At 70.7% G+C, this 12,371-nt stretch carries 9 protein-coding genes; 2 read left to right on the forward strand and 7 right to left on the reverse strand.

Annotation, left to right across the window (positions count from 1 at the left end):
• The 3 genes from AB0C22_RS17475 to AB0C22_RS17485 all read right to left on the reverse strand — a co-directional run bounded on the left by AB0C22_RS17475 (window position 1) and on the right by AB0C22_RS17485 (window position 3,473).
• Entirely contained in the window at window positions 1-1,566 is a 1,566-nt protein-coding gene (locus AB0C22_RS17475; protein ID WP_208569451.1) for an MFS transporter, read from the reverse strand.
• A gap of 155 nt (window positions 1,567-1,721) precedes the next feature.
• Complete coding sequence (locus AB0C22_RS17480; RefSeq protein WP_308291082.1) at window positions 1,722-2,345, reverse strand: transcriptional regulator; 624 nt, start codon at window positions 2,343-2,345, stop codon at window positions 1,722-1,724.
• Window positions 2,346-2,435: 90 nt separating this feature from the next.
• Entirely contained in the window at window positions 2,436-3,473 is a 1,038-nt protein-coding gene (locus AB0C22_RS17485) for an aminotransferase class V-fold PLP-dependent enzyme (protein ID WP_219469616.1), read from the reverse strand.
• A 54-nt stretch (window positions 3,474-3,527) separates the two neighbouring features.
• Here AB0C22_RS17485 and AB0C22_RS17490 point away from each other — a divergent pair, with 54 nt between their 5' ends.
• Both AB0C22_RS17490 and AB0C22_RS17495 read left to right on the forward strand, forming a co-directional pair.
• Window positions 3,528-3,695 carry a hypothetical protein gene (locus AB0C22_RS17490; RefSeq protein ID WP_357535872.1) on the forward strand — a complete coding sequence of 56 codons (168 nt, stop codon included), beginning with the start codon at window positions 3,528-3,530 and terminating at the stop codon, window positions 3,693-3,695.
• A gap of 56 nt (window positions 3,696-3,751) precedes the next feature.
• Window positions 3,752-4,612 carry an SPFH domain-containing protein gene (locus AB0C22_RS17495; protein ID WP_219469612.1) on the forward strand — a complete coding sequence of 287 codons (861 nt, stop codon included), beginning with the start codon at window positions 3,752-3,754 and terminating at the stop codon, window positions 4,610-4,612.
• A gap of 161 nt (window positions 4,613-4,773) precedes the next feature.
• Here AB0C22_RS17495 and dnaE read toward each other — a convergent pair whose 3' ends face one another.
• The 4 genes from dnaE to AB0C22_RS17515 all read right to left on the reverse strand — a co-directional run bounded on the left by dnaE (window position 4,774) and on the right by AB0C22_RS17515 (window position 12,329).
• Window positions 4,774-8,304, reverse strand: a complete 3,531-nt coding sequence (gene dnaE / locus AB0C22_RS17500) for a DNA polymerase III subunit alpha (protein WP_219469609.1) — start codon at window positions 8,302-8,304, stop codon at window positions 4,774-4,776.
• Between the two features lie 242 nt (window positions 8,305-8,546).
• On the reverse strand, window positions 8,547-9,821 hold the full coding sequence (locus AB0C22_RS17505) for a hypothetical protein (RefSeq protein WP_357535874.1): 1,275 nt from the start codon (window positions 9,819-9,821) through the stop codon (window positions 8,547-8,549).
• A gap of 259 nt (window positions 9,822-10,080) precedes the next feature.
• Window positions 10,081-11,664 (reverse strand): MDR family MFS transporter, encoded by a 1,584-nt coding sequence (locus tag AB0C22_RS17510; RefSeq protein ID WP_357535876.1) that lies wholly within the window; start codon window positions 11,662-11,664, stop codon window positions 10,081-10,083.
• Between the two features lie 11 nt (window positions 11,665-11,675).
• Entirely contained in the window at window positions 11,676-12,329 is a 654-nt protein-coding gene (locus AB0C22_RS17515) for a TetR family transcriptional regulator (RefSeq protein ID WP_357535878.1), read from the reverse strand.
• Window positions 12,330-12,371: the final 42 nt, after the last annotated feature.

Below are 12,371 nucleotides of genomic sequence, written 5' to 3' on the forward strand. Positions count from 1 at the left end.
CTATGTGGTTGCGGCCAGTTCCCGCTCCGCCACCGGCGTCGCGTCGGTGGCCGTGGCGGTGCGGCCTGGCATCCAGCGCAGCACGATGAGGATGCCGAGGGCGGCCACCACCGCGGAGATCGCCGCCGCCCAGTGCATGGCCGAGACGAACGCGTCGTTGGCCGCCGCGATCAGCTTCGGTGCCGCCGGGCCGACCTGCGCCGCCGCCGCGTACGCCCCGGAGACCGACTCGGTGGCCGCCTCCCGGGCGGGGGCGGGCAGGCTGTCGACGGTCGCGGCGATGTCCTGCCGGTAGACGGCGGACAGCACCGAGCCGAGGACCGCGACGCCCAGCGCGCCGGCGACCTGGCGGACGGTGTTGCTGACCGCCGAGCCGACGCCGGCCTTCTCCCGGGGCAGCGCCGACATGATCGACTCGGTGGCCGGGGGCATGATGTTCGCCATCCCGACGCCCTGGAGGAAGAAGGCCACTAGCACCACCCAGATCGGCGTGGTGGCGTCGATGAAGGCGAAGGCGGCCAGCGCCACGGCGGTCAGCACGAGGCCGACCGTGGCGACCGCCCGGCCGCCGTACCGGCGCACCATCGCGGCGCTGCGCGGCGCGAAGACCAACTGGGCCCCGGCGAACGGCAGGAAGAACAGGCCGGTCTCCAACGGGCTGTAGCCCCGGACCAGCTGCATGTAGAACGAGCTGAAGAACATCACGCCCATCGCGGCGAAGAAGACCAGGCCGACGATCGCCACCGGCGCGGCGAACCGGGGCACCCGGAACAGCCGGACGTCCAGCGACGGGTGGTCGCTGCGCCGCTCGTGCTCGACGAACCAGGCCAGCACCGCCACTCCGCCCAGGATGGCGGCCCAGACCGTGGGCCGGCCGAAGCCGTGCTCGCCGCCGTCGATGATGCCGTAGGTCAGCGCGACCAGTCCGACGACCGACAGCAGCACGCCGAGGATGTCGACCCGGCCGGGCCGGGGGTCGCGGGACTCGGGCACCAGCAGGGCGACCAGCAGCACGCCGAGTACCACCACCGGCACGTTGATCAGGAAGACCGAGCCCCACCAGAAGTGCTCCAGCAGCGCGCCGCCGAGGATCGGGCCGATCGCCACCGCCAGGCCGACCGCGCCGGCCCAGACGCCGATCGCGCGGCCCCGTTCCCTGGGGTCGAACACGTTGGAGATGATCGACAGGGTGACCGGCATGATCGCCGCGCCACCGATGCCCATCAGGGCGCGGGCCGCGATCAGCTGGCCGGGGCTCTGCGCGTACGCCGACAGCAGGGACGACAGGCCGAACAGGACCAGGCCGATGAGCAGGAACCGGCGGCGGCCGGCCCGGTCCCCGAGCACCCCGAAGGTGAACAGCAGGCCGGCGAAGACGAGGGTGTAGGAGTTGATCGCCCATTCCAGCTCGCCCTGGCTGGCCCCGAGACCGTGCACCGGGTCGGCCAGGGTACGCAGCGCGACGTTGAGGATGGTGTTGTCGAGGACGACGACGAGCAGGCTGACCACCAGCACGCCGAGGATCGCCCATCGTCTCGGATGTCCGGTGTTCTCGTGCGGTTGCATACGCTCCGGTGCTCCCCCCGGTTTACCCGTACCGGCAATACGATACGGGGCAGACTCGTAACGACACTCACCTTACGAGGGGGATGTTTCGATACGGCACCGGTTCGTATCGGATGTGGTGCGGGTCACGCCACCCTGGACGGTCGAAGCGCGACTCAGGCCGGCACACCGCACGCGGCCAGGGCAGCGGAGAAGCTGGTCAACCGGGTCGCCGGGGGCGGCAGGGGCCCGATCCAGCCCGGCCCGGCGGCGTACACGCGTACCCCCGGGACATCGCGGCCGAAGCGGACCAGACGGTACGCGCGGCCGGTGACCGGCGTCTGCGACCAGACCACCACGACCCGCGGACGGGCCCGCAGCACGGCGGAACGCAGCGCCGCCCAGGGCAGGTCCGGCCCCAGGTGCAGGCAGCCCCGACCCTGCTCGCGCAGCGCGGCGGCCACCGCGTGCAGGCCCAGGCAGTGCGCCTCGTGCTCGGCACCGGCGAGCAGCACACCGTCGGCGCGCAACCGCCGGACGGGAGCACGGCGGTGCACGTCCAGCCCGATCCGGATGCCCTCGGACAGGGCGTGCTCGACGGCGATCTCGGCGGCGTCGCGCCCCCGCAGCCCGGCCAGCATCGGCACGCAGAGCCGTTCCCAGGCCGCCCCCACCCCGGCGTCGGCGGCGAACTCCAGCACCAGCGCGGCGACCAGGTTGGCGTCGAGGTCCTCGGCGGCTGCCGCGAGCCGCCTGCGGGTCGTCTCGACGGCCTCCACCGGCATCGGATCTGTCAACACCAGACGCACCCCCGGGTAGCTCACCATTACCAGGGGATTCGCCCGGACGGCACGGTCTGGATGCGCCGTCGGTGGATTATCTGCGGCGGCTCAGTCCGTCAACGCCGTCAACGCCAGGTCCACGTCCGCCTCTGTGGTGTAGAGGTGGAACGCGACCCGGACCTGCCCGGCGCGCACCGCCGCCCGGACCCCGGCCCGCGCCAGCCGCTGCCGCGCGTCGGGCACCTCCACCGCGACGATCGCGCTGCGCCCCGGTGGTCTACCCAGCCCGGCCAGGAAGCGGTTAGCCAACCCCACGTCGTACGCGCCGATCACCGCCGGGCCGAGCGCGGCGACCAGTTCCAGGGCCGGCGCGGTGCCCACCCAGCTGAACCAGGCCGGGGAGATGTCGAACCGGCGGGCGTCGTCGGCCAACCGCAGCGGCGGACCGTAGTAGGTGGAGTGCGGGTCCTTACCCGCATACCAGCCGGCGGCGTCCGGCCGCATCCGCTCCCGCAGCGCCGGAGCCAGATAGGCCAACGCCGAGCCGCGCGGCGACATCAGCCACTTGTACGTCCCCACCGCGACCGCGTCGGCCAGCGACCCGTCGAACGGCAGCCACCCGCACGCCTGGGTGGCGTCCACCACCACCAACGCGTCGTGCACGCGGGCGGCGGCCACGATCTCGGCGTACGGGGCGACGGCCCCGTCGGCGGACTGCACCAGACTGAACGCCACCAGGTCGGTGCCGGCGTCGATCGCGTCCCGCAGACCAGCCAACGGCACGGTACGCACCCGCACCCCGCGCTCCTGCTGCACCAGCCAGGGGAACAGGTTGGAGGTGAACTCGACCTCCGGGACGACCACGGTGGCACCGGCGGGCAGGGCGGCGGCGATCGGCGCGAGCAGTTGCGACACGGTGCTGGCCACCGCGACGTCCGCCACCGGCACCCCGATCAGCCCGGCGAAGGCCTCCCGGGACCGCCCGGTCGCCTCTCCCCACCCCTCCCACGAGGTACGCCCCACCCGCCAGTCGGCCAGCGCGCCCTGCACCGCCGTCCAGACCGGCTCGGGTGGGAGCCCGTAGCTGGCGGTGTTCAACCAGCCCGGCTCCGGCTGCCACAGCTCGCGTGCCTGTTCCAGCTCCATGCCACCGACGCTAGCCACTCCCCCCGCCCGCGCGTCAGCGCCAATCCGGGCCGGGTGGCCCGGACCGGGCCCTGGTCCTGGTCCTGGTCCGCCCTGGCCCTGGGTCGGGCCCTGCTCCTGGCCGTGGTCCTGGGTCGGGCGCTGGTCCTGGCCGTGGTCCTGGGTCGGGCGGGACGGCAGTGGCGGGAGCCTCGGCAGGCCACAGTGCTGGTCCGGGCTTGACAGGGTGCCCTAGGTTGAAGATCAACATTGTGACCAACCCGGAAGGGTGATCCTCCATGCCGGTCGGCTTCACGTTCGCCGTCATTCTCGCCATCGGGCTGGCGATCGCCGGTGCGGTGCTGCTCATCGCCCGCAACCCGGGCGTCAAGCGCATCGCCGCGCTGGTCGCGCTCGGCTGCCTGGCCGGAACAGTGCTCTTCGGCGTGGGAGCGAGCGCGCACTCCGTGCCGATCCGCTCGGTCGGCATCGTCACCAGCTTCAACAAGCCGACCGGCGAGGTCACCGGCTCCGGTCTGAAGTGGGTCGCCCCCTGGCAGAAGGTCGGCGAGTGGGACGCCGGCCGGCAGAAGTACGACCACATCGGCGGCGACCAGTGTGTCCGGGTCCGCACCGGCACCCTCGCCGACGCCTGCGTGGAAGTGCTGATCGAGTGGCAGGTCAAGCCCGAGAACGCGCCGAAGCAGTTCATGGACTACAAGGGCGACTTCGAGAGCTTCCGGGGCCAGCGGGTGGGGGTGCAGCTGGACAGCGCGGTCAACGACGCCTTCGCCACCTACAACCCGCTGGAGAAGATCGACGCCCGGACGGGCAACCTGAACGTCGACCTGAAGCCGTTCGCCGAGGGCATCCGGGGCAACGCCGAGGGCCGGCTCTCCGGCGACGTCGACATCCTGTCCGTCACCATCACCCGGGTCAACCACGACGACAAGACCGAGGGCAACATCAAGGCCTTCCAGGACAAGCTCGCCCAGACCCGCAACCTCGAACAGGACCGCAAGAACGCCGAGATCCAGAAACAGATCACCGAGACCAACGCCAAGGTCGACAAGGTGTCCCGCTGCCTGGAGATCGCCGAGAAGAACGGCTCCACCCCCGGGCTGTGCATCAACCCGGGCATCGTCACCGGCGGCAAGTGACGACCGGCCGGTCTGTGCGACGAGCGCCGCGCTGTCGTGCGGGGACGACGCGCTGGCCGCTCGATCCTTGTTGTAGTGGCATCCGCGCAGGGGGAAACCACCGGAACAAGGATCGAGCACGATCTTGCCGCCGACCGACGTGGAGCTGACCTGCCAGCGGGTCAGCTGACGTTGGCGGGGCCGAGGACGCTCTTGAGGTCGCCCATCAGCGCGGTGGTGGCGGCCACCCGGAACGGTCCGAGCCGCAGGGTGGTCACCTTGCCGCCGTTGAGCAGCTTGACGTGCACCTCGGTGTCGCCCGGGTGCAGCACCAGGGTCTCCTTGAGCCGTTCCACCAGCGGTGGCGTGCAGCGGTGCACCGGGATGGTCAGCGTCACCGGTTTACTGCCGGGGGTGCTGCTGACGTCCGGCATGGACATGTCCATCGCCATGATCCGGGGGGTGTCGTCACGCCGGTCCACCCGGCCCTTGACCACCACGATCGCGTCCTCGGCGATGTACTGGCCGATCACCTCGTAGGTGTTCGGGAAGAACAGCGTCTCCACCCCGCCGGCCAGGTCCTCCAGGGCCGCCGACGCCCAGGCCCGCCCCTGCTTGGTGACCCGGCGCTGCACGCCGGAGAGGATGCCCGCCAGGGTGACCACCGCCCCGTCCGGGACGGTGCCCTCCTCCGACAGCGCGGCGATGGTGGTGTCGGCCGCCGCGCCGAGGACGTGTTCCAGCCCGAACAGCGGATGGTCGGAGACGTAGAGGCCGAGCATCTCGCGTTCGAAGGCGAGCTTGTCCCGCTTGTCCCACTCCGCGTCGCCGATGGTCGGCATCACGGTGGTGCTGCCGGTGTCGGCGTCACCGAAGCCCGCCCCGAACAGGTCGTACTGGCCGACGGCCTCCTTGCGCTTGACGTCGGCGAAGGCGTCGATGGCGTCGGCGTGCACGGCGAGCAGGCCCTTGCGGGTGTGCCCCAGCGAGTCGAACGCACCCGCCTTGATCAGTGATTCGATGGTCTTCTTGTTGCAGACCACCGCGTCGACCTTGGACAGGAAGTCGTAGAAGTCGGCGTACTCGCCCTTCTCCTCGCGGCATCGCATGATCGCCGCGACCACGTTCGCCCCGACGTTGCGGACCGCGGCCAGGCCGAAGCGGATGTCCTTGCCGACCGGGGTGAACGGGCCGGCCGAGGTGTTCACGTCCGGCGGCAGCACCTGGATGCGCATCCGGCGGCACTCCGACAGGTAGAGCGCCATCTTGTCCTTGTCGTCACCGACTGAGGTCAGCAGCGCCGCCATGTACTCGGCCGGGTAGTGCGCCTTGAGGTACGCCGTCCAGTACGACACCAGGCCGTACGCCGCGGAGTGCGCCTTGTTGAAGGCGTACCCGGCGAACGGCACCAGGACGTCCCAGACCGCCTGGATGGCCTGGTCGGAGTAGCCGCGTTCGCGGCAGCCGTCCCGGAACGGGATGAACTCCTTGTCGAGGATCTCCTTCTTTTTCTTGCCCATCGCCCGGCGCAGCAGGTCCGCCTGGCCGAGGGTGTAGCCGGCGAGGATCTGCGCGGCGCGCTGCACCTGCTCCTGGTAGACGATCAGGCCGTGGGTGGGCGCCAGGATCTCCCGCAGCGGCTCCTCCAGCTCCGGGTGGATCGGGGTGATCTCCTGGAGGCCGTTCTTGCGCAGCGCGTAGTTGGTGTGCGAGTCGACACCCATCGGGCCCGGCCGGTAGAGCGCCAGCACGGCGGAGATGTCCTCGAAGTTGTCCGGCTTCATCAGCCGCAGCAGCGAACGCATCGGCCCGCCGTCGAGCTGGAACACGCCCAGGGTGTCGCCCCGGGCGAGCAGCTCGTAGGCGGGCTTGTCGTCCAGCTCCAGGCCCAGCAGGTCGAGTTCCCGACCGTGGTTGAGCTGGATGTTCTTGACCGCGTCGTCGATGATCGTCAGGTTGCGCAGGCCGAGGAAGTCCATCTTCAACAACCCGAGCGACTCGCAGGTCGGGTAGTCGAACTGGGTGATGATCGCCCCGTCGGCGTCCCGGCGGGTCAGCGGGATGTGCTCGATGATCGGCTCGGCCGACATGATCACCCCGGCGGCGTGCACCCCGGTCTGCCGGATCAGCCCCTCGATGCCCTTGGCGGTGTCGATCACCTTGCGGACGTCCGGGTCGGACTCGTAGAGGCCCCGGATCTCGCCGGCCTCGGCGTACCGGGGGTGCTTGGGGTCGAAGATGCCGGTGAGCGGGATGTCCTTGCCCATCACCGCCGGGGGCATCGCCTTGGTGATCCGGTCGCCGACCGCGTAGGGGAAGCCGAGGACCCGGGCCGAGTCCTTGATCGCGGCCTTCGCTTTGATCGTGCCGAAGGTGGCGATCTGCGCGACCTTGTCCTCGCCCCACTTGTCGGTGACGTACTTGATCACCTCGCCGCGCCGACGCTCGTCGAAGTCGATGTCGACGTCCGGCATCGAGACCCGCTCGGGGTTGAGGAACCGCTCGAAGATCAGGCCGTGCGGGATCGGGTCCAGGTCGGTGATGCCCAACGCGTACGCGACCAGCGAACCGGCTGCCGAGCCACGCCCCGGGCCGACCGCGATGCCCTGGTTCTTGGCCCACTGGATGAAGTCGGCGACCACCAGGAAGTACGACGGGAAGCCCATCTGGTTGATGACGCCCAGCTCGTACTCGGCCTGCACCACGTGGCCCTCGGGGATGCCCCCGGGGTAGCGGCGGGCCAACCCCTTGAACGTCTCCTTGCGGAACCAGGACTCCTCGGTCTCCCCCTCGGGCACCGGGAAGCGCGGCATCAGGTTGTGGAACTCGAACATCCCGCTCGGGTCGACCTTCTCGGCCACCAGCAGGGTGTTGCGGCAGCCCTGCTGCCAGAACTCCGAGGAGTCGACCGCGCGCATCTGGTCGGCGGACTTGACGAAGTAGCCGCCGCCCTCGAACCGGAACCGGTTGGGGTCGGCGACGTTGCTGCCGGTCTGCACGCAGAGCAGCACGTCGTGCGCCTCGGCCTGCGCCTCGTGGGTGTAGTGCGAGTCGTTGGTGACCACCGGCGGGATGTCCAGCTTGCGGGCGATGGTGATCAGATCCTCACGGACCCGCTGCTCGATGGAGAGCCCGTGGTCCATGATCTCCAGGAAGTAGTTCTCCTTGCCGAAGATGTCCTGGTAGGCGGCGGCGACCTTGAGCGCCTCGTCGAACTGGCCGAGCCGCAGCCGGGTCTGCACCGCGCCGGACGGGCAGCCGGTGGTCGCCATGATCCCCTCGGCGTGCTCGGCGATCAGCTCCATGTCCATCCGGGGCCACTTGACGTAGTGGCCCTCCATGGAGGCCCGGGAGTTGAGGGTGAACAGGTTCTTCAGGCCCTGCGCGTTGCGCGCCCACATGGTCTTGTGGGTGATCGCGCCGTTACCGGAGATGTCGTCGCTCTTCTGCTCCGGCCGGCCCCACTTGACCCGCGCCTTGTGATAGCGCGACTCCGGCGCCACGTACGCCTCGACGCCCAGGATGGGGGTGATCCCGGCCGCCATGGCCTGCTTGTAGAAGTCGTTCGCGCCGTGCATGTTGCCGTGGTCGGTGATCGCCACCGCCGGCATCCCCAGCCGGTTGGCCTCGGCGAAGAGGTCCTTCAACCGGGCCGCCCCGTCGAGCATCGAGTACTCGGTGTGCACGTGCAGATGCGCGAACGAATCGCCCATGCGTGGAATCCCCCCGGATCGGATCATGGGTCACGAGATCAGGCCGGTCCACGATAGCGCCGCCCGGAGAAGCCACTGAACCCGCCGCGCGGAGACCTCCGCGCGGAGGTCGTGCGGTCCCGCACGCCGTACACCGACAGTCACCGCGCGGCCCCGCAAAGCCCGACGCCGACGCGGACAGGGCTGCCCCCGCCCGGTCGGGCGGGGGCACCCCCACGACGCCCACCGGCGTCACCCGCGGATCAGACGACGGTGACGGAGACCTGACGGTTGTTCCCGGGGGTGGCGGTCAGTTGCACGGTCACCCCGCCGTAGGTGACGGTGTGGCCGATCGCGGTGAGGGTGGCGTTGACCAGCGCCTTCTCGTCCGTGCCACAACTGGTGACATCCGAGCCCGGGGTGCGGTCGACCACCTCGACCGGGAAGGGCCCGCCGATGGGGGGAACGCTCCCGCCGGGCGAGGCACCCCCGCTGAACACCGAGGTGGTCACCCGGTAGACCAGCACTCCGGGCTGGAAGCAACCCGACGACACGTCGAGCGCGCTGATCTGCCGGTTCTCCACCACCACGGCGGTGTTCCCGCCGGTGTGGACGACCACCGCCTTGGTGCCACCGGTCGTACCCAGGGGGGTCAGGACCGCCGACGCGCTCCCCGTCGTGGTCCGGCAGTCGATCTGGGAGTCGGTGAGCCAGCCCGCCTTCCACTTGTGCCAGGCGAACAGGTCGGGAGCCCGGGCGGAGATGAGGCCCATCAGGTCCCAGCCGCCCACCGCCCGGTGGATGCTGTCGGCCGAGTTGTACGAGTAGAGGTCCGGCAGCCCGAAGAGGTGCCCGGTCTCGTGGTTGAGGATCTTGTAGCCCCAGTAGTCGACGTCCTGACCGAAGGTGACGGCATGGCGCAGTTCGACCCCGTCGGCGGTCACTCCGTCACCGGGGGCCGCGACCCAGGCCGGCGATATGTCGAAGGTCGTCGCGGACTTCGGCGGCACCACGTAGACGATCTGGTAGAGGCTGAAGTCGATCGCGGAGTCCGCGGCGGCCACCGCGGCGGCCAGGTACGACCGCTGGATGGAGAAGTTCGATTTGTAGCCGGCGAAGCTGCCGTGGGTCTGCGGGATGTGCCGCCACGTGGTGTCGAAGGTCAACTGGAGGTTCAGCGCACCGTACGAGGACTGGGTGAACACGTTCGGGGCGGCGCCGAACATGCTGGTCCGGCCGGCCCGCTCCCCGCTGACCGGGGCCGCGTTGATGAAGTCCACGAACAGCACGATGCCCCGGACGGTGCCGGTCGGCGGCAGCCAGGTGGTGTAGTTGGTCGGCCCCTCGTGCTGCCACCCGGTCACCGGCGTGGGCAACTGGCAGGGGCTGACCAGTGTCGACCGGGCGGGCCCCGCCGCCGCCCCTGCTGACGGCGGCCCTTCGGCCGGTGGCGCTGCCGTCGCCGGCACCGCCGGGGCGAGCAGCACGCCGGCCACCAGCACCGCGAGGGCCGCCCTGGCTCGAACACTCAGCGACACCCACCTCCTCCTACCGGACTTCCTGTCGTTCGCTGGTTCGCTCATGGAGCCGATCCTGCCAAGGTGCTCAGCCGGCTCGCATCGGCAGAAACCACCTAGTCCCCTGCGCCGGAGATCCACTCCCGACGACACCGCAGCACGGGGCCGCCGAGTTCGGTCACGATCGACTACGGGTGGCTCCCCGGACCCGATGGTCCCCCGCTGGTCGTCGACGACGGTCCCGGGCCGGAGACTGGGCCCGGGACCGTCGTCGACGACGTCAGTGCATCGCGGTCAGGGCCGCCGCCTCCTGCTCGGCCCGTTCGTCGCCACTGACCTCGTGCAGCGGCTTCTCCCGGATGAACAGGACCGCGATCAGGGCGAGCAGGGCGATCGGGGCACCGATGAGGAACAACTCCGAGGTGGCGGTGGCGTACGCGTCCCGCACGATCGCCAGGACCGGGGCGGGCAACGCGGACAGGTCGGGCACCTCGGTGGTGCCACCGCCGGTGGCGCCGGCGGCCGGGCCGAGCCGCTCGGTCATCAGGCCGGTGACCCGGTTGGCCAGCACCGCGCCCAGGGCGCTGACCCCGATCGCCCCGCCCATGCTGCGGAAGAAGGTCAGCACCGAGGTGGCCGCACCCAGCTCGTGGGCGGGCACGTCGTTCTGCGCGGCGAGGACCAGGTTCTGCATGAGCATGCCCACGCCGGTGCCGAGCACCGCCATGTAGAGCGAGAGCAGCGGTACGCCGGTGTCGGCGTCGATGGTGCTCAGCAGCAGCATCCCGACGGTCATCACGGCCGCCCCGACCACCAGGTAGACCTTCCAGCGGCCGAACCGGGTGATGAGCTGACCGGCGACGGTGGAGGAGACCAGCAGGCCGAGGATCATCGGCAGGCTCATCAGGCCGGCGACGGTAGGCGACTTGCCCAGCGAGGTCTGGAAGTACTGCGACAGGAAGACCGTGCCGCCGAAGAGGGCCACCCCGACCAGCACGCTGGCGACCGTGGTCAACGTGACGGTACGGCTGCGGAAGATGCGCAGCGGGATGATCGGCTCGGGCACCCTCGACTCGACCCAGACCGCCAGGGCCAGCAGCACCAGCCCACCGACGACCATCAGCGCGGTCCAGCCGGAGGCCCAGGCGAACCGGTGCCCGGCCAGCGACGACCAGACCAGCAGGGTGGACACGCCCGAGGTGATCAGCAGGGCGCCCCACCAGTCGATGCGCGCCTTGCGGCGGACCACCGGCAGGTGCAGGGTGCGTTGCAGCAGGACGATCGAGATGAGGCTGAACGGCACGCCGATCAGGAAGCACCACCGCCAGCCCAGCCAGGAGGTGTCGACCATGACGCCGCCGATCAGCGGGCCGGCGATCGTGCCGACGCCGAACACGGCGCCGAAGATGCCGGCGTACCGGCCCAGCTCGCGGGGCGGGATCATGGCGGCCATCACGATCAGCGCCAGGGCGGTCATCCCGCCGGCGCCGACGCCCTGCACGATCCGGCTGGCGAGCAGGGTCTCCACGTTGCGGGCGAGCCCGGCGATCAGCGAGCCGAGCACGAACAGGCCGAGCGACAGCTGGATGAGCAGCTTCTTGCTGTAGAGGTCGGCCATCTTGCCCCACAGCGGCACGGTGGCGGTCATCGCCAGCAGCTCGGTGGTGACGATCCAGGTGTAGACGGTCTGGCTGCCGTGGAGTTCGGCGATGATGCGTGGCAGCGCGTTCGCCACCACCGTCGAGGCGAGGATCGCCACGAACATGCCCACCATCAGGCCGGAGAGTGCCTGGAGGATCTCCCGGCGGGACATCCGGCCGGCACCCGCCCCGGTCGGCGGGATCGGCTCGGCAGTTGCGGTCATGACACGTTTCCTCACGGGGTGCGGTGCACGCCCGGCGCGGTCGCGCCGGGCTGGTCGGTGGTACGGGGGTCGGGCAGCCCGGCGGCGACGGCGGCGAACGCCTCGTCGAGCAGTTCGGCCAGGGAGCGGGACCCGCCGCCGGTGGCCCAGCGGACCATCGCGGTCCGCAACGCGGCTCCGGTGACCGCCACCACCAGGGCGGGATAGCCGTCGTCCGGCGAATGGCCGGTGCGCGCCGCGAGCGCCTCGACCATGGCCTGCTCGGTTGCCGCGTTGCCGGAGACCAGCCGGGCCAGCAGCACCGGGTGCTGCATCACCACCTGCATCCGCAGCAGCCACAACGCGGCGTCACCCTCCACCTCGTCGATCACGCCGGACAGGGCCGACCGGATCGCCGTCAGCGCCGGCACCTGCGCCGGTACGGTGGCCAGCGCCCGCAGCACCCGTTCCCGGTCCCCCTCGGTGTCGCCGACCAGCGCGTCGTCCTTGGTGGCGAAGTAGTTGAAGAAGGTCCGGGCGGAGACGTCCGCCGCCTCGCTGATCTCCTCGACCGTGACCTGGTCGAGCCCCCGCTCGGCGACCAGGCGCAGCGCGGCGGCGGCCAACGCGGCGCGGGTCTGACGCTTCTTGCGGTCCCGCCGCCCGAGCCCTTCGTCGATGGTCATGTGCTGGAGCCTAGGAACAAAGATGCAGCCACTGCAAACTTG

Source organism: Micromonospora sp. NPDC048894 (assembly GCF_040649765.1).
GTDB lineage: Bacteria > Actinomycetota > Actinomycetes > Mycobacteriales > Micromonosporaceae > Micromonospora > Micromonospora antibiotica.